19 protein-coding genes are annotated in these 17712 nt (G+C 46.3%); all 19 read left to right on the top strand.

Features of this window, described 5'->3' with window-relative positions; genetic code table 11:
* Window positions 1–256 precede the first annotated feature (256 nt).
* The 19 genes from ABGV42_RS27680 (at window position 257) to ABGV42_RS27590 (ending at window position 17693) form a co-directional block, all read left to right on the top strand.
* Entirely contained in the window at window positions 257–2980 is a 2724-nt protein-coding gene (locus tag ABGV42_RS27680; RefSeq protein WP_347384601.1) for a stalk domain-containing protein, read from the top strand.
* A 47-nt stretch (window positions 2981–3027) separates the two neighbouring features.
* Complete coding sequence (locus ABGV42_RS27675; RefSeq protein ID WP_183523686.1) at window positions 3028–4188, top strand: histidine kinase; 1161 nt, start codon at window positions 3028–3030, stop codon at window positions 4186–4188.
* 4 nt (window positions 4189–4192) lie between these two features.
* The gene (locus tag ABGV42_RS27670) at window positions 4193–4915 is read left to right on the top strand and encodes a response regulator transcription factor (protein WP_095291355.1); all 723 of its coding nucleotides are present in this window, start codon (window positions 4193–4195) and stop codon (window positions 4913–4915) included.
* Between the two features lie 333 nt (window positions 4916–5248).
* A complete protein-coding gene (locus tag ABGV42_RS27665) occupies window positions 5249–5629 on the top strand; it encodes a hypothetical protein (protein ID WP_347384600.1) in 381 nt (126 codons plus the stop codon).
* Between the two features lie 464 nt (window positions 5630–6093).
* On the top strand, window positions 6094–6426 hold the full coding sequence (locus tag ABGV42_RS27660; protein ID WP_347384599.1) for a hypothetical protein: 333 nt from the start codon (window positions 6094–6096) through the stop codon (window positions 6424–6426).
* A gap of 403 nt (window positions 6427–6829) precedes the next feature.
* Window positions 6830–8008 (top strand): helicase-related protein, encoded by a 1179-nt coding sequence (locus ABGV42_RS27655; protein ID WP_347384598.1) that lies wholly within the window; start codon window positions 6830–6832, stop codon window positions 8006–8008.
* Between the two features lie 72 nt (window positions 8009–8080).
* Window positions 8081–9073 carry a ComF family protein gene (locus tag ABGV42_RS27650; protein WP_347384597.1) on the top strand — a complete coding sequence of 331 codons (993 nt, stop codon included), beginning with the start codon at window positions 8081–8083 and terminating at the stop codon, window positions 9071–9073.
* A gap of 259 nt (window positions 9074–9332) precedes the next feature.
* Window positions 9333–9740: a TIGR03826 family flagellar region protein gene (locus ABGV42_RS27645; RefSeq protein ID WP_095291363.1), complete on the top strand. Its 408-nt coding sequence runs from the start codon at window positions 9333–9335 to the stop codon at window positions 9738–9740.
* Window positions 9741–9891: 151 nt separating this feature from the next.
* Complete coding sequence (gene flgM / locus ABGV42_RS27640; RefSeq protein ID WP_076287615.1) at window positions 9892–10176, top strand: flagellar biosynthesis anti-sigma factor FlgM; 285 nt, start codon at window positions 9892–9894, stop codon at window positions 10174–10176.
* An 8-nt stretch (window positions 10177–10184) separates the two neighbouring features.
* On the top strand, window positions 10185–10685 hold the full coding sequence (locus ABGV42_RS27635; protein WP_347384596.1) for a flagellar protein FlgN: 501 nt from the start codon (window positions 10185–10187) through the stop codon (window positions 10683–10685).
* 18 nt (window positions 10686–10703) lie between these two features.
* Window positions 10704–12266: a flagellar hook-associated protein FlgK gene (gene flgK, locus ABGV42_RS27630; protein ID WP_347384595.1), complete on the top strand. Its 1563-nt coding sequence runs from the start codon at window positions 10704–10706 to the stop codon at window positions 12264–12266.
* A 23-nt stretch (window positions 12267–12289) separates the two neighbouring features.
* Window positions 12290–13198, top strand: coding sequence for a flagellar hook-associated protein FlgL (flgL, locus tag ABGV42_RS27625; RefSeq protein ID WP_347384594.1), 909 nt, complete (start codon window positions 12290–12292; stop codon window positions 13196–13198).
* Window positions 13199–13274: 76 nt separating this feature from the next.
* Complete coding sequence (gene fliW, locus ABGV42_RS27620; protein ID WP_347384593.1) at window positions 13275–13733, top strand: flagellar assembly protein FliW; 459 nt, start codon at window positions 13275–13277, stop codon at window positions 13731–13733.
* Complete coding sequence (gene csrA / locus ABGV42_RS27615) at window positions 13733–13966, top strand: carbon storage regulator CsrA (RefSeq protein WP_347384592.1); 234 nt, start codon at window positions 13733–13735, stop codon at window positions 13964–13966. The genes fliW and csrA overlap by 1 nt, the downstream gene beginning before the upstream one ends.
* Window positions 13967–14155: 189 nt before the next feature.
* A complete protein-coding gene (locus ABGV42_RS27610; protein WP_347384591.1) occupies window positions 14156–14923 on the top strand; it encodes a flagellin in 768 nt (255 codons plus the stop codon).
* Window positions 14924–15071: 148 nt separating this feature from the next.
* Window positions 15072–15443, top strand: a complete 372-nt coding sequence (locus ABGV42_RS27605; RefSeq protein ID WP_347384590.1) for a flagellar protein FlaG — start codon at window positions 15072–15074, stop codon at window positions 15441–15443.
* Between the two features lie 12 nt (window positions 15444–15455).
* Window positions 15456–16943 (top strand): flagellar filament capping protein FliD, encoded by a 1488-nt coding sequence (gene fliD, locus ABGV42_RS27600; RefSeq protein WP_347384589.1) that lies wholly within the window; start codon window positions 15456–15458, stop codon window positions 16941–16943.
* Window positions 16944–16959: 16 nt separating this feature from the next.
* On the top strand, window positions 16960–17340 hold the full coding sequence (fliS, locus tag ABGV42_RS27595; protein ID WP_347384588.1) for a flagellar export chaperone FliS: 381 nt from the start codon (window positions 16960–16962) through the stop codon (window positions 17338–17340).
* Window positions 17337–17693 carry a hypothetical protein gene (locus tag ABGV42_RS27590; RefSeq protein WP_347384587.1) on the top strand — a complete coding sequence of 119 codons (357 nt, stop codon included), beginning with the start codon at window positions 17337–17339 and terminating at the stop codon, window positions 17691–17693. The genes fliS and ABGV42_RS27590 overlap by 4 nt, the downstream gene beginning before the upstream one ends.
* The last annotated feature ends 19 nt before the right edge of the window (window positions 17694–17712 follow it).

Raw genomic sequence — 17712 nt, 5'->3', positions numbered from 1 at the left:
CTCTTTTTTGGCAAGTTAGCAGCAGTATAAACAATAATCTATTATTTAACATGTGACTTCAAGTGTGGCGATTCCATGCCACGCTTGAGGTCTTTTTTTGCACGAAATACCCTCAATGTTGGCTGCGGGCGTAACTTTTTCCACGAAAAGCAGTCTATTACTAGTAGAGTATACTAGGGATCTGGCTGTTCTCTGCCATCTGGCAGGACGGATGATGTCTAAGATTGATATACAAGATGGGAGAGACGTTTCAAACATGCTGGGAAAACACGGGAAACCGCTGGAAGACGTGAAGGGCAGCAAGGCGAAGAAATGGGCAATTGTGACGCTGGCAGGTGTGATCTGGATTGCACCGGTCTTGGGAGCAGGGCAGCAGGTCTGGTCGGGAACGACGTGGCAGTCTGTAGCCGCTGCGGCATCTACAAGTACAAGCAAGTTAAGTGAGGAAATTCTGACTTCCGGTGCGAAGCTCATGAAATACAAATATACAACCACAAGATCCGGGTCGAAAGTGAATGTGCTGGCTGATGTAATCCAGGTGGATCTGCAAAACCCTTATGTGAAACTCGATGTGATGACAGGTAAGGGCGGGAACTTGAACAGCAAACAAAGTACAGGCGGCATGGCGAAGGAAAACGATGCGGTTGCTGCCGTGAACGGTGATTATTTTAACGTATCCGGGGAGCTTGCTCCAATTGGTGGACAGGTCTCTGACGGAGTTCTGATCTCCACACCTTCGGAACTGACGGGCATGTATGCCCTAACCGTGACCAAGGATGGCAAACCGATGATCGACGAATACTCTTTCGATGGTACGGTGAAGGCCGATGACGGTTCAACGTTTGCTCTGCGTGGAATTAACAAGGAGGATTATACGGTAGAGTCAGGCTCGGTCAAGTATAGTCACGCCAACTCGATGTATATTTATACACCAGCCTGGACATCTACCAAACGTCCGAATGACCCTTCTACCACCCCGACAGAGGTGCTGGTGCAGAACGGCGTCATTACGCAAATTTCCGACAAAAAAGCATTGGACATGACGGTGCCGGAAGACGGGTACATTTTGCGTGCACATGGAACAGCGGCTACCTGGATCATGACCCATCTCTCCGTGGGACAGACGCTTAGTGCGGACTACAAGCTCGTAGCCAAAACAACCGGACAATCGGTTGATCCGAGTAATCTCGAGATGATGATTGGTGGTCATACGATCCTTGTCAATGGAGGCAAAGCAGCTACGTTTTCCCGTGATATCGCCTCTTCCGGTATTGGAGGTATTCGTGCGAGAACAGCGGTAGGCTATTCTCAGGATGGTCGATATGTCTATATTATTGCGGCTGAGAAAAACAGTAACAGCAGCGGTATGTCGCTGACTGAATTGCAATCCTTCATGACCAGTATCGGCGTATGGAAAGGCATGAACCTGGACGGCGGCGGCTCTACCACCATGGTGACACGTCCGCTTGGGGAAGAAAATGCAAGTCTGACCTTCAACACGGAATACGGCACAGAGCAGCGTCAAGTCGTAAACACGCTGGGCGTGTTCTCTACGGCTCCGGAAGGCAAGCTGAAAGGTTTTGCTGTAAGTGGCAGCCAAACGCTGTTGGTAGGACAAGAAGGCAAGTATTCAGCCAAAGGGTATGACACGTATTACAACCCGATAGCTACAGGCGACATCAAACTGACATGGAAATCAAGCAACAATGGCATCGTGAGCGTGAGTAATGGCGTGATCAAGGGAGTTAAACCGGGAACGGCTACGCTGACAGCAACAAGCAACGGTGCATCGTCTTCTATTAAAGTAACGGTGATGGGTGGTAGCGAGCTATCCTCTCTGAGTGCAGGATCCGGTCTCGGCTCGCTGAAAGCGGGAACGACCATGTCCATCCCTGTGACCGCGAAGACGAAAGACGGGCAAAGTGTAACGGTATCAGCTGATTCACTTACATGGGAATTTATCGGATTCAAAGGTAAAGTTTCTGGCGATCAATTAACGGTATCTTCTGTAAATTCAGGTGCACAGGTTGGATATGCAATCGGTCGTTATGACGGCTACAGTACAGTCGTTGTTCTTACGGCTGCGGACAGCGAAACCACCTGGGAGGACTTCGAGAATGTAAGTTATCCGATTAACTTCACGACGAACGCCACTGGTGTGACTGGTTCAGCAGCTGTAACGGCGGGTACAGGTGAAAAGGCAGGCTCCAAAGTGCTTCAGCTGAGCTACGACATGACTGCAGGTACAGGGAAAATGTATGCTTATGCCCAATTGAACGGTGCAACAGGCAGAGAAGTATCTGCAGCTGCAACGTCCATGTCGATGGATGTTATGGGTGACAAGAGTCTGAACTGGCTCCGTGCAGAGTTTACCGATGCAAATGGCAAAACCGTATATGCTGATCTTGCGAAGGCCATTGACTGGAGTGGGTGGAAAAAAGTGAACGTGGACCTGAGCGGTCTGAACATTGCATATCCAGCCAAGCTGAAACGTGTCTATGTAGTCAATGTAGAAGAAGGTCAGGATGAGCGGGCGATGACAGGTACCGTTGCTTTTGATAATATTGCTTTCACGATGCCATCGAAATCCAGTGAAGTGGGACTGCCTACAGGAACAGCTTCCCTGGTACTTGGACAGAAGTCGATGACCGTGAACGGAACGAAAAAGGCAATTGATGCAGCACCGGTGCTGAAAAATGGTACAACATATGTCCCAATCAAACATGTGTTGGATGCCTTTGGCGGACAGGCAAGCTGGGATAGCAAAAATCAGCGGATCACCGTTATTCGCGGCGGGAAACTGATCGATCTGGTCGTGGGACAGAAAGAATTCATCTTGAATGGAAAAAGACAAAGCGCAACAGTAGCCCCATATGTAACCGGAGGTAGGACTTTAGTCCCTCTCCGACTCGTTTCCGAGCAGCTTGGATTGACTGTAAAATGGGAACAGAAAACGAAGACCGTTACCATCTCATCGTGATATGGTATGATATATACCGGAAACGATAGAAATGGAGTCGAACTAACGTGGATTTACAAGCCGATGCCATAGACCGCGTCATTAAAAACGCCATACAAGTCATGGAAAACAGCAAATATCAAATGTTCGAAATCATGGACTCAACCCGTGAGGAGCTAAAAACTCTGAATGAGGAGTTGAAGTCGGTTCTGAAGGAGACGGCGGAAACGATCGAGAAAGTAGATCAATTGGAGCTCAACTACCGCCGCTCCCGGATCCGTCTGACTGAGGTTAGCCGTGACTTCGTCCGTTATTCCGAGCATGATATCAAGCAGGCGTATGAGAAAGCGACGCAGTTGCAGCTGGACCTGATGATTTATCGTGAGAAGGAAATGTATCTGAAGGCCCGTCGGGATGACCTGCAGAAGCGTGCCAAAAATGTGGAGGCTTCTGTGGAGCGCGCCGAAACGATTGGTTCGCAGATGGGGGTCGTACTGGAGTACTTGTCGGGTGAGCTGGGTCAAGTGACCCGGATTATCGAGTCCGCCAAGAATCGACAAATGATTGGTTTGAAAATTATTTTGGCCCAGGAAGAAGAGCGGAAGCGCATTGCACGTGAGATTCATGACGGGCCTGCGCAGATGCTCGCCAATCTAGTACTTAGGACGGAAATTGTAGAAAGAATGCTCATTAAGCAGGATTTTAAGATGGTCCAGGCCGAAATAGTAGATTTGAAGGGCCAGGTTCGTTCCAGTCTTGAAGAAATGAGAAAAGTAATATTCAATTTGCGTCCTATGGCACTGGATGACCTGGGATTGATTCCAACGCTTCGGAAATACGTGCAGGATTTTGAAGTAAAAACAAAAATCCGCTCGATTTTTGAAACAAGGGGCAAGGAACACCGCTTGTCTTCTGCAATGGAGGCCGCAATTTATCGCCTCGTGCAGGAGGGTCTGTCCAATGCTGCAAAGCATGCTTATCCCACTCATGTTGTAGTGGAAATTACATACCAGGCTCAGCTCGTCAAAATTGTCGTTCAGGACAATGGGCTTGGCTTCAAACCGGAGCTTCTTGCGAAGAAAAGCAAGGATCACAACCATTTCGGTCTGATTGGGATGAGAGAACGGGTTGAACTGCTGGAAGGCAGAATAGAAATTGAATCCGGAGAAAATCAAGGAACCAAAATCGTGATTCATATCCCGACAAACGTGGATAAGGGAAAGGAGTAGCAGGATGGAAAACCGTGATACTGGTAATACATCAATTAAAGTTCTTTTGGCTGACGATCATCAGCTGTTCCGTGAAGGGCTAAAACGCATTTTGAATATGGAGGACGATATTGAGGTCATCGGCGAATGCGGTGATGGGATTCAGGTGCTTGAATTCTGCAACCAGGAGAAGCCGGATATCGTTCTAATGGATATTAACATGCCTGTGGAGAACGGGGTTGAAGCGACGGAGAAACTGCGTGAGCTGTTCCCGGACGTCAAAGTCATTATTCTGTCCATTCATGATGATGAAAGTTACGTATTTGAGACATTGCGTAAAGGTGCCAACGGATATTTGCTGAAGGATATGGAAGCTGAATCCCTAATCAATGCGATTCGTTCCGTTCATGAGGGGCATGCGTTCATTCACCCTAAAGTAACAGGCAAACTGATCATGCAGCTGCGTCGTATGACGTATCTTAATGAAACAGGTGCGATGAGCGAAGGTGCTTCAAAAGAAGCTGGGGTTAAATTTGTCGCTGGCGATAACAACCCGCTCACTCGTCGTGAAGCAGAAGTGCTTCGTCTGATGGCTGAAGGTAAGAGTAACAAAATGATTGGTGAATTCCTGTTCATCAGTGAAAAAACGGTAAAAAACCACGTCAGCAGCATTCTGCAGAAGATGGAAGTAGATGACCGTACACAAGCCGTTATCAACTCCATCAAGTATGGCTGGGTCACGCTCTAATACAAGGATAAGATTTTTATTTACTAAAAGTAAGAATGATATTATAGATCGCTGTTCACTCGCTCCCTTCCAGATTGCCCGGATTGGTCTGCGGGTTAATGGACTTTATCACTGCATAGGAACAGAGTGTGAAGCCGCGCGTAACAAATGTTCAGCTAGGTATGAATGAGTGGATGAATGACCTGGCCTGTCGTTTCCTTGCCAGATGTCATCAGAAAGAAATATGGCGCTTGGAATGTGCAGGTGTAACCCTTTCGGGAGTACGGCATATACTGTCGTATACAGGGATGTTCGCCATGGGTGAGCATGACCTTCCGAGGAGGTGCAGTTGCCATGGTTGCTCATTTGACTATGATTCTGCTCATATACTTCCTGGCGGCAGTGGCCGTTCATGCCATGCACCAGCGTCATCTTTCTCGTCCGGAACCCGAGGGTTACGAGCAGATTTTGCTCATTCCTTCCAATCAGGAACAGCGGATCGAAGGCGTTGTAAGAGCACTTTGCCGGGAGCTGTTTTACCGTGGAAAGAGCTTCACATTGACAGTTGTTGCTGATCGTATGGAATCAGAAACGGTTCGGATTATTGAAAAGCTAATGCGCAAGCAGGGGTTGGAGCCTTCGTACTTGGCAGCCGTACCACCCGATATGGAACGTTCGAAGCCAAATGAAGACCGTGCGTTTCGACTTATTGATCTGCGTGAGCCAGAGCATTAATTTTATGTAAAGCCTGAATCGAGTTGATTACCATAGATCCACATGAAGATTACAGCATAGCTGTAATCTTTTTTTGTTCATTGTAGTCAAGTCTGCTGTTAAATTAAAAATGGGTTTTTATGCAATCTATGGTTATTGTTTGAATGCTGAGCTGCTGAGTTTGATGTAAGAAGCAATTTGAAACCGTACATCTTAACTTAAAAGTATAGACGGCACCGATTGGAAAAAGTTTCGCAATTTATGAGATTGGTTAGGGGTATTCGTTAAATTGGTAAAATGGGCCTAAAACATGAATTTAAATTTACTAAAGCTTGTCCTGCACTGGAGCAATTGATATAGTAAAAAGACAATAAGATAAGACATGGATGAGATCAGGACATGAAGCACATGCTCCGGCAGATAGCCGGGTAAGCGTGTGCTTTTTTGCGTTTCTAGAAATTATTAAGTTTGGGGGAGGGGATTGGATGAGAGTTGCGCTCTATGTATGCCGAGTCAGGGATAGGTGGAACATGCTATTGTCCTTGGATATTCGGGTAGATGTCACTTGGTGGCTGGAAGGAGCGAGTGGTCAACGGGTGCTTAGCTGGTTGTTGTTGGATGAAGCATTGCCGTTAAGTCAGGTGTCATGGCTGGTTGAACATTTTGAGCCGGAGCGAGGGATGGATCAGTGGAATGAGGAACATTGGCTGGCATATATGCGCCGTAAAGTGGATGAGTATGACAAGCTGTCAGGAGAACAGGCAGCCAGGAAGAGAAGGTGGAGGCGTGGCAGGAAAAGTGGGGATGACTACAGTTGAACGTAGGGCTGGGACAAGTGGGATGGCTGCTGCCTCCAGTGGAGCTGGGGTGGGCGGGATGCTTGTTGCCTATCCCGCCGATGGATGGGCTCAGCTGGAGCAGGGCGCGGCTCTGCTGGCTGAGCGGCTTCGTGGCCGCCAATTGCTGGCGGCCGAGGCAGAGGCGCTGCTGGCGGACACTGTCCCGCAGCTGGCCTCCTGGCGCGCGGCTGCGCAGCTCGCGCGCTTGCACGGGCGGCTGAGTATCACAGCCGCCCTGGAACTGCCCAAGCGCCGCCGGCCCGCGTGGCTCAGCGCGCAAGGCGCGCCCCGCTGCCGCCGGTGCGGCAGCGTTGCCAGGCAGCGCGTGCCCTGCGCTGCCTGCGGCCTGGCGGCGTGCGCCTACTGCGAGGCATGCCTCGCATTGGGGCGCAGCCGTGCCTGTGCGCTGCTGCTGCGCAGTGCAGCGCCTGCGGCCGTGCGGGGCACGGCCGCTCTTGCCACCGGCGGCGGGCTCGCCCGGTGGGGGCTAAGCGCAGCGCAGAGTGCGGCAGCATCTGCGGCGCTGGCGTACTTGGCCCGGCCTACCTCCGCAGAGGAGGGGCCGGGGCGGTTCTTGCTGTGGGCCGTGACCGGGGCCGGCAAGACCGAAATGATCTTCCCGCTGCTCCAGCATACGTTAGAGCGCGGTGGGCGAGCTCTTGTAGCAACGCCGCGTAGAGACGTGGTGTTGGAGCTTGCGCCACGTTTGGCCAAAGCCTTTCCGGACGTTACGCTGGCCACCCTGTACGGCGGCAGTACCGAGCGATGGAAAGACGCGCAGCTCACCCTCGCCACTACGCATCAGCTGATGCGTTTTTACCAAGGATTCGATCTGGTCATCATTGACGAACTCGACGCTTTTCCTTATCACAATGATCCCATGCTCGCTCATGCCGCTGCAGCTTCCTGCAAGCCAGATGGAAATTTCATATATCTCTCGGCTACTCCGCCAGCCCGGCTGCAAAAAGAAGTATCACAGCGAAAACTCGCTCATGCGAGGGTGCCTGTACGCTTTCACCGTTATCCCTTACCTGTGCCGCAGTTGATCAAGATGCCGATCGTTGCAGAATGTATCAAAAAGCGGAGCCTGCCCGCTGCCCTGAAGAACAGCATCCAAACCTCCTTGCAGCGTGATGCTCAGGTGTTTGTATTCGTAACGCGTATTGCTCAGATTGAGGCATTTGTTAACCTGATGCGGCGCATCTTCCCCCAGATCCATATCCAAGGGACATCATCCCAAGATACGGACCGGGCGAGTAAAGTCATGGCATTCCGCGAGCGAGAAATCCGTCTGTTGGTGACTACCACCATTCTGGAGCGGGGGGTGACCATTCCACGCAGCGATGTATTTATTTTGGATGCAGATAATGGACTCTTCGATGAGGCTTCACTGGTACAGATGGCGGGCAGAGCAGGGCGTTCCATGGATGATCCGGCAGGCAGAGTCGTCTTTGCATCCTCCCGGCGCACCCGTTCTCAGGCCAAGGCAGTGGCACAGATCCGGAAAATGAATACCATTGCCCATCGCAAAGGCTACCTGCACCCGCAGAACCAATCTTAAATTCACTCCATTCAAGGAGGTGCTGGCATCATGTTTAATCGGCTTACCGACATAACTGACTTTGTTCACCAATTGACCCATCGCCTACATAACCTGTTTGCCCCGCCTGGGGCAACCTGCCTGACCTGTGGCACCCGTGCCGTACTATCTCCAACCTACCCAGGGATTTGTACACGCTGCGCTCAGCAGATTCCTTGGATTCGCTCCATCCGCTGTCAGCGCTGTGGCCGGGCCATCGGTTGTCCGGACTGCAGCCGCCCACATATGGCAAACCGTTCGTTCATCTGTAACCGCAGTGCCGTCCAATACAATGCTCTCATGAAAGAATGGATCAGCATGTACAAATTCAGGGGTCACGAACGCTACGCACCGCTGTTAACGTCGCTTCTCATTCAAGGCTTTCAAGCCATGAGTGAAGAACTGAGTTTGATAGCGGCAAAAGAAACCCAAGCTTCCGTGGCTCATCCCGCCACCTTTGCTTTACCTCCGGTGGATGCCGGATTCCATCCACCGAGTCCGCGCGCATCAACTTACGCGCGCGTTCAGCCACCAAGTGCGCTCGCATCAGCAGCCGTGCGCGCCAACCCTCAAGCAGTGACTCGCAATCCGCAGTCGCTGCTCCAAACCCCAAAGCCGCGATGGCGGCCTGATGCGGTAACTTACGTCCCCGTCAGCAACGAGCGCCTTGCCGAGCGCGGCTTCAACCAGGCCGAGCGGCTCGCTACCGGACTCGCCGCAGCCTGCCGTCTACCTGTAGTTGATCTGCTGCAGCGCCGGATCAACACCAGGAAGCAGAGCTTCAAGACACGTGGCGAACGGATTGAGACGATGAAGGAAGCTTTTTTAATAGGCTCAGACGCGATGGACATTTTGAGAGACTTCTACATAGGCGAAGCAGGACTTAAAACTGCTAGAGGGCACGCTTGTCCACTTCAATTGCTATTAATCGATGATATTTATACAACGGGCAGCACGCTGGACGCCTGCGGAAGGGTTATTTTATATGCAGCTGTTTCAAGTGATATTCCAATAGAGATCTATACTCTAACTCTAGCTCGATCATAGAAAAGTTTTAATAATATGGTAATTTGAATGGATATGATGTGATAGATTATGATGAGATCAAAGAATTAAATCTTTTCACAATGAGGAAAGGATAAGAATTCTTTAATGATAACCATAAAACAACATCCAAAATTTTGCGTATGTACGCATTATTTGTCCTCTTGGTGCGCAAATAGACTATGGACTTGATGTGAGAAAATAAGGTAATGTATAGGTATTATCCATCGGATTGAGGAAGTTTGAGAGGGGCGTTTGAGCGATGAATTTGGGTAATTGTCCTCGCTGTGGTAGGTTATATGCATTGAATTTTCGAGATGTATGCTCGAATTGCATCAAGGAAATTGAACAGGAATACCAGACTTGCGTAGATTATTTGCGGGAAAATAAAGGCACTAACATACAGGAACTATCTGATGCAACGGAGATCTCCATTAAGCAGATCACCAAGTTCATCCGGGAGGGACGGATTTCCATCGAAAACGCCCCGAATATGATGTATCCTTGTGAAGTATGCGGAACGTTAATCCGTGAAGGACATATGTGTGACTCGTGCCGTAATCGCTTAACGAAGGACTTGGCTGGAGCCGCACGTGAGGTAGGTCAGAAGGATAACGGCAATATAGGCGGACGAGCCTACAATGCTGTCGACAAACTGCGGGATTCATAGGAACGAGGGCTTAAATGCAGTTCCTGCTATAACAAATGTTTTAGAACGTACCGATAAACTTATTAAAGATTATCGGTTTTTTTTATTATCCGAATTGTTCGCTATGATCAAGATAATGTAAAAATCCAAAGGCGAAGGAAGTGTAGTTCGTATGAAAATCAATGAACCGAATAGAATTGGTGCTATTAATTCCTACCAAAGGAACATTGAATCCAATCAGCAGGCTGACGCTAAGAAAAGCCGCCGTAAGGACGAAGTATCCATTTCTCCGGAGGCGATGAAGATGCTTGAAGATCAAAGTCGTACACAGGATGCAGCACGTACGCAGCGCATTCAGGAATTGAAGGAACAGGTAAATTCGGGAACGTATCAAGTAGACAGCCAGAAGCTCGCTGAGAAGCTCGCTCCATACTTTAAGAACTTCCCTAATCAATAGGAGGACACATGGCGATTGAATCAATAATCGATGTACTTGAACAGCTGCAGGTCGCACATGAGGATATGCTGGTATTGGGAGAACAAAAGAAGGAAGCTGTTGTTGCCAACAAAGTCGAGACACTGATTGCTCTGATCAATCAAGAATCCAAATTGGCTAAAAGAATTGAATTGATCGAGCAGCAGAGACTTCAGGAGGTCCATCAGTTCCTGGAGGAACGTGGCATCAAGTCGAAACTGAATCTAACGATCAGTGAGTTAATGAGACTTGTTTTTGATGCTTCCGAGAAGAAGAGGCTTCTACAAGCTCAAACCTCATTAACGGATGTGCTGCAAAAGGTGAAGTTTCTTAACGAAGCCAACCAACAGCTGATCCAGCAGTCACTGTCGTACATCGACTTTTTTATTGAGACAATGTCATTTCATTCTGAATCAGAGGCCACATATCAGAATCCTTCAGAGAAGCCTTACGGTATGGCTCGCTCCGGACTCTTTGATACTCGGGCTTAATAATGGGGGATAAACAACATGGCTTCAACATTCCATTCAATTGAAACGGCCAAACGCAGTTTAATTACGCAAACCGCCGCTTTGAACACCACAGGACATAACGTTGCCAATGCAAATACACCGGGTTATTCACGTCAAGTCGTCAATATGACTGCGGCAGATCCGATTGATGCTGTGGCATTTTATCGCACGACATCTCCAGGCCAGCTTGGAACAGGGGTTGAGTTTAACTCCATTATGCGTGTGCGTGAATCTTTTCTTGATGGTCAGTTCCGTAATGAAAATACGTCACTCGGAGGATGGACCGTCCGGAACAGTACACTGGAAAAGCTCGAGACGATTATGAATGAGCCCTCGGATACGGGGATTCGAACCGTTCTGAACAACTTTTGGAACTCATGGTCCGATCTGAGCCAAGATCCACAGGATGTTACCAACCGCAAGATCGTGAAGGAAACAACGTTAGCGCTAACAGATGGTTTGAATCAGATCAGTCTCCAATTGGATGCACTGACTAACGATCTGACCAACAACGTTTCATTAAAAACAACCGAAATTAATTCATATCTGCAGTCCATCGCGGATCTGAATAACAACATTGTAAAAGTGGAGCAGCTTGGAGATAATGCCAATGATTTGCGTGACCAACGCGATTATGCAGTAGACCAGCTCTCCAAGATTGCTGGCGTTCAGATAACAGAACTGGATAGTGGCTACCAGGTAACGATTGCAGGCCAAGTAGCAGTTACCGGAGCAGCAGTTGTTCCTGTCACGGCTGATATTCTGGAGAACGCCTATCAAGCGGGTACGCTAACGGGTGGCGAAGTCTACGGAATGATCCATTCCCGTGATCAATATGTAGCAGACTATCGCAACCAGATTAATCAACTGGCAAACACACTCGCAACCGGAGATATTGAAATTACCATTCCTGCTGGATCCGTATTGCCTAGCGGCACGGTGTTCAACAATATCACCTATTCCGATGCCAATAACAATAGAACGTTAACATCAGATTTGAAAGTCACAGTTCAAGGGATTAATGGACTGCACAAACTGGGTTATACGCTTAGTGGAAATACGCCAACAGCAGGTGGAGACTTCTTTACAACCAAAGACGGTTCAGGAACGATTACGGCTGGGAATATTACATTAAGTACAGATATCCAAAATGATCCGAATAACATCGCAACTTCGATGCGTACGACCGGAACAGGTACAGGTGAAAGTGTAGTACTGGGAAATAACAGCTTGGCGCTGGCTTTGGCTGGGTTAAAAGATGTAAAATTTGATTTTGGTACTGGACTGTCCAAACCAACCACGGTGGACGACTTTTTTGGAGCAATTGTAGGACAACTTGGTGTCCAGACCCAAGAAGCTAACCGTCAGGCGCAAAATGCTCAACTCCTCACGGAGCAGGTTGACTTGAATCGTCAATCTGTAAGCGGCGTATCTCTCGATGAAGAGATGAGTAACTTGATCAAATTCCAGCACGCGTATAGTGCAGCAGCACGTTTCATGACTGCCTACGATGAGCTACTAAACAAACTCATTAACAGCACTGGTGTAGTCGGTCGCTAAGACATAGAGAGGAGTAACTAATAATGGCTATTCGCGTAACCTCAGGCATGATGAGCACTCAGATGCTTAGCAACCTGAACCGCAACCTGAATCGAATGGACACGATGTCCAATCAGATTTCTACCGGTCGTAAAATCAATAAACCATCAGATGATCCTGTTGGTGTAACTTACGCGCTCCGTTACCGTGCAGAGCTGGCGGCCAATGAGCAGTATCAATCCAACACGGATGCAGCAGTAAGCTGGTTGGATGCGACCGATTCGAATATGCAGCAAGCATTGGATGTAGCGAAAAGGTTGAAAGAACTGGCAGTGCAAGGTTCCAACGGAACCTTGTCGGACTCTGATCTTGAAGCTGTTAATCTGGAAGTAGAGGAATTGAAGAAACATCTTGTGGATATTGGGAATACTCAAATCCGCGGGAAGTATATTTTTAACGGTCAAACCTACGATAAACAACCATATGAATTATCGGGAACAGTAACCGACTATGCGGACGTGGAGACAGATACCAAAGGAGTTCTTTACTCTATTAGTGAACAGGTCACTTTCCAAATTAACACCTCGGGGGCAGATTTCTTCGGTAATAAAGGTGATACGGATAATATATTTAGAATCATCGATAATCTTTCTGCTGCATTAAACAGTGGAGATCAAGCTGGAGTTCAACAGCAACTGCAAAACATTGAATCCCGTTCAACCAAAATGCAAGCTTCACTTTCAGAGGTTGGCGCACGTACCAACCGGATTGAATTGGTTCAAAATCGTTTGCAAGATCAGGACCTAAACTTTACTACTCTTCAATCGAAAACAGAGGATGCAGATGTGGCTAGTCTTATGATACAGGCTACTTCTGCACAGACGATCTATGAAGCAGCGCTTAAATCTTCTGCTCAGATCATGCAGCCATCTCTTATGGACTTTATGAGGTAATAATTGATTTTAATCCAGGATACACAGTAAGCTATGGACAGAGAACAGTCCGTAGCTTTTTTTACTAATTGGGAGGATGAACAAAATGACTCAACACAATGATATGAATACTACTGAAGAACAGATGGTAAAAGAAACATATGCCTTTCATAAAGGAATCCCTGGTTTTGAAGAACTGAAATCCTTTGATTTGCAGCAGCATGATGAAGTGTTCAGTCTCTTTAGTTCCGTTGAAGAACCGGCTGTGGCCTTTGTAACCGTAAATCCATTCGATTTTCATCCGGATTATGAGTTTGAACTTTCTCCTGAAAACGTAGAAGATCTTGGCGTAACAGATCCAGGTGATGTGGAGGTCCGTTGTATTGTCACTTTACATGATGACATTCGAAATGCCACAGCAAACCTGCTGGCTCCAATTGTGTTCAATAAACAAAAAAAATGGGGCAAACAAATTGTACTTCAAAATACAGAATACAAAACGAAACATGCACTATGGAGAGAAGAAGATTCTTCTAATAAGGATGGTGACATCTAATGCTGGTACTTACACGCAAAAAAGGTGAATCCATTGTCATTTCAGAGGATATCGTACTGACCGTGCTATCTGTAGATGGAGAGAATGTGAAGCTTGGTATAGCAGCTCCAAGGGAAATTGATATCTATCGCAAAGAAGTTCTCGACGCGATCGAGCAAAACAATCAAAATGCGGCGATGAATCTGGAGACATTGCAAAAAACGATGAAAGGACTTGGGAGAATAACTGAATAGTGTTTAGAAGATAATTCACTCCTAAAAATGATGATATAAAATAGAAAAAAAGTTGAAATGGCTATAAACAAATTATGGCATGGCGTCGATATATATATTAAGGCGGTAATTCTTCAGGGCGGCCGACCTGTGAAGACGCTAATACCACATGGATGTGGGCATATAACCATTTCAGGGAGGAAATAAACAATGATTATCAATCACAACTTACCAGCGGTTAACACACACCGTAATATGGGTCTGAACAACACAGCAGCAAGCAAAAACATGGAGAAATTGTCTTCCGGTCTGCGTATCAACCGTGCAGCTGACGATGCTGCAGGTCTCTCCATCTCCGAAAAAATGCGCGGTCAAATCCGTGGTTTGGAGCAAGCTCAACGTAACGTTCAAGACGGTATCTCATTCGCACAAACAGCTGAGGGCGCAATGAACGAAGTATCCTCCATGCTGACTCGTATGAAAGAACTGAATGTACAAAAAGAGAACGGCACTTACAGTGATAGCGACAAATCCAACATCAATGCCGAGTTGAATCAGCTGGGATCGCAAATTGATGCAATCATGACTAATACTACTTTCAACGGAATCAACATCACAGATGATGTTGTTGTCCAAGCTGATGATAGCAACTTCCAAATCACAATCACTGGTGTCTCCACAACTGGTTTCAGTGGATTGTCTTCCGCGACTAACCTTTCTAGCGTTAGTGATGCAATTACTGCAGTTGCTAAACAACGTTCTAACCTGGGTGCGGTTCAAAACCGTTTGGAGTACACTTCCAACAACTTGGGTACAACTGTTGAAAACTTGACTGCGTCCGAATCCCGTATTCGTGATACAGACATGGCTAAAGAGATGGTTGCTCTGTCCAAAAACAACATCTTGCTGCAAGCTTCCCAATCCATGCTTGCTCAAGCAAATTCTGCACCACAAGGCGTATTGTCCTTGCTTCGTTAATTATATCTTTAAACTTAGAGCTCTGCACTTTCATGCAGAGCTCTTTTTTTTGGTTCTTATTAATTTTTTTGTGAATTTGCCGATATATAGAATAACAGCTCAGTTACTAAATTGTATAATTTATCTTTGGAATATTAGGAGGATGGTTATGAGTAGTATTAACTCGTCCAGTTCTGTAAGCAAGGGAGAAAATCAGTTCCCAGCCTCAGCTAAGAAAGAAACTACTCCTATGGAACAGGGGCAGATGCCTCAAGCAATAGTTAACCAATTCACAAGCATTGCCGAGATGAATGAAAGTCAGAAAGAGACCATAAACGAATTAAATAAAGCGATTGAAGCTATTCAAGGGCCGCAAAAATCGTTCGAAATCTCTGTTCATGAAGAGACTCAAGCCATCATGATTAAGGTGTTGAATAAGGAGACAGGGGATATAATCAGAGAAGTTCCACCAGAGAAGATTTTGGATCTTGCGGCTCATATGATGGAGATTACAGGGATAATTATTGATAAAAAGGTGTAGGAGGGTATCTGAATGGTTACACGTATTTCTGGTTTGGCATCGGGTATGGATATAGACACACTAGTTAAGAATTTGGTGAAAGCGGATAGTCAGCCTCTCACCAAGTTGAATCAACAAAAGCAACTCCTCGAATGGAAACGAGATAATTATAGAGAGACCAGTGTGAAATTAGTTTCTTTTATTCAGGATAAACTATCTAGTTTAAGCAAGAGTGCCTCGCTGAACGCACAAAAGGCGACGGTAACCGGAAATGCAACAGCGGTTACCGCAAAAGCTACTTCCTCTGCAAGTGGGGTATTGGAGGTCAGTGTTACAAAACTGGCTAAGGCTGCAAAAACGGTATCCACTGAGAATCCCACAAAAACAGATGCATCAATAACCGATTGGAGCAATGTTAAATTATCTGATATAACTGGATATAGTAGTGACACGATTAAGATCGGTGATACTACCATTACAGATGTTACCGAAGATACAACTCTAGGTTCACTTATCTCCAAAATCAATAGCAGCTCAGCAGGAGTTACAGCAGTGCTTGATAGCTCAACTGGTCAGGTATCATTAACTAGCAAAACAACGGGGAATAAGGATGTTGCTTTGACAGGAAGCATTTTTACTGCGCTTAAGCTTAACTCAAGCCTAACAGGAGGAGAAGATGCTTCATTAAGAGTTAATGGTGTTACTATGACTAGTGCTAGTAATAACCTAACAGTAAATGGTGTGGAACTTACCTTAAACAATGTTAGTAATGACCAGGTTACAACGATTGCAGTCTCAAAGGATGTAGACTCCATAGTTGCGACGGTTCAAAGTTTCGTCGATTCATATAACGAACTTTTAACTTTTATGAATGGTAAAGTTGGTGAAGAGAGATATTCCAAATATGCTCCTCTTTCTACGGAAGAGAAGAGTGCAATGACGGATGACGAGATCGAATTATGGACCTCTAAAGCCAAGAGCGGGATGTTAAAAAATGATAGCATATTAACTTCTGCCATTTCAGATATGAGAGCGGCCATGATTCAAGGAGTCACTTTGTCAGATGGTTCTAAAATTAGTTTTGCCGATCTGGGAATGTCTACAGGGACTTATGAAACAAAGGGTAAACTTCTTCTGGACACCGACAAATTAAAAGCCTCACTTGAGAAAAACCCTGATATTGTGAATAATTTCTTTGGACAAAATTACTCCAATTCTACTGTGAACAACACATACACGGAGAACGATGGTATTTTTGCACGCATGCGGAAGATTTCCAATACGGCTGTAATCAAGCTGGCAGAGACTGCAGGTACTTCCAAGTACAGCTCTGATCTGACTGCTGCTTTCTTGTCGAACAGTACCATGGGGACTCAGTTGTTAGGAATGGATAGAAGAATAAGCGAACTAACTTCCAAGATTAGTATGAAAGAAACGAATTACTATAAGAAATTCACAGCTATGGAAACTGCGATCAATAAATACAATAGTATTTCATCAAGTTTGGCAAGTTATTTGTAGTGAAGGAGGATAAACATTGATTAATTCACCTTATCAGAAATATCAGCAGGCTCAGGCACAGACTGCTTCAAAGCCCAAGTTGTTGATAATGCTGTATGATGGTGCCATTCGTTTTGTGAAGTCTGGTATTGAAGGGATTGAACAAAAAAACTATGAAAAAGCCAATAATAACTTGTGTAAGGCGCAGGGTATTGTCAATGAGCTTATCTCATCGTTGGATTTCTCCTATACCATCTCCAATGATCTTATCCGAGTCTATGAATACATGCTTCATTTGCTTATAGAATCTAATGTTCATAAGAATATCGCTAAAGCTGAAGAAGTCCTTGAGTATTTAGTGGATCTTAGGGAGACCTGGGTTGAAGCGAGTAAGAGTGTTGGTGGAGCTGTCGTATGAATGAGCAAAGTGGGTCAACAGGGTTGTCTGAGTTACTTGAGAGGTTAAGATATGAGACGGGTGAAGCACTAAACCATCTGTATGATTGGACTGAAGAAGATTTCGTAGAGTTCATAGATCGACGTGAGAAATGTGTATATGAGATGGAATTTTACCGCACTCAACTTAACGAATCTGATAAAAAGAATATTTCTGAAATTATGGAAAGTGATATGCTTATAAAGGCTAGAATGCACTTTCTTAAGGAAGAGGCGGCAGAACAGCTTAGACAATTTGGTGGAGCACGAGTTCAACAACGTGGTTACCAGAATCAGTACACAATGGATGGTCTTTTCATAGATAAAAGAAATTAAATATCGGCTTATAATATGG

Source organism: Paenibacillus pabuli (assembly GCF_039831995.1).
Classification (GTDB): Bacteria; Bacillota; Bacilli; order Paenibacillales; family Paenibacillaceae; genus Paenibacillus; species Paenibacillus pabuli_C.
The sequence above is the reverse complement of the archived record's forward strand: the minus strand, read 5'-3'. Positions and strand labels throughout refer to the sequence as shown.

Coding starts and splice junctions, on each gene's coding strand:
- ABGV42_RS27645 (WP_095291363.1), top strand. CDS start 9,333: ATGAATTTGGGTAATTGTCCTCGCTGTGGTAGGTTATATGCATTGAAT.
- ABGV42_RS27610 (WP_347384591.1), top strand. CDS start 14,156: ATGATTATCAATCACAACTTACCAGCGGTTAACACACACCGTAATATG.
- flgM (WP_076287615.1), top strand. CDS start 9,892: ATGAAAATCAATGAACCGAATAGAATTGGTGCTATTAATTCCTACCAA.
- ABGV42_RS27605 (WP_347384590.1), top strand. CDS start 15,072: ATGAGTAGTATTAACTCGTCCAGTTCTGTAAGCAAGGGAGAAAATCAG.
- ABGV42_RS27635 (WP_347384596.1), top strand. CDS start 10,185: ATGGCGATTGAATCAATAATCGATGTACTTGAACAGCTGCAGGTCGCA.
- ABGV42_RS27680 (WP_347384601.1), top strand. CDS start 257: ATGCTGGGAAAACACGGGAAACCGCTGGAAGACGTGAAGGGCAGCAAG.
- ABGV42_RS27670 (WP_095291355.1), top strand. CDS start 4,193: ATGGAAAACCGTGATACTGGTAATACATCAATTAAAGTTCTTTTGGCT.
- csrA (WP_347384592.1), top strand. CDS start 13,733: ATGCTGGTACTTACACGCAAAAAAGGTGAATCCATTGTCATTTCAGAG.
- flgK (WP_347384595.1), top strand. CDS start 10,704: ATGGCTTCAACATTCCATTCAATTGAAACGGCCAAACGCAGTTTAATT.
- ABGV42_RS27590 (WP_347384587.1), top strand. CDS start 17,337: ATGAATGAGCAAAGTGGGTCAACAGGGTTGTCTGAGTTACTTGAGAGG.
- fliW (WP_347384593.1), top strand. CDS start 13,275: ATGAACAAAATGACTCAACACAATGATATGAATACTACTGAAGAACAG.
- ABGV42_RS27660 (WP_347384599.1), top strand. CDS start 6,094: ATGAGAGTTGCGCTCTATGTATGCCGAGTCAGGGATAGGTGGAACATG.
- fliD (WP_347384589.1), top strand. CDS start 15,456: ATGGTTACACGTATTTCTGGTTTGGCATCGGGTATGGATATAGACACA.
- ABGV42_RS27665 (WP_347384600.1), top strand. CDS start 5,249: ATGGTTGCTCATTTGACTATGATTCTGCTCATATACTTCCTGGCGGCA.
- flgL (WP_347384594.1), top strand. CDS start 12,290: ATGGCTATTCGCGTAACCTCAGGCATGATGAGCACTCAGATGCTTAGC.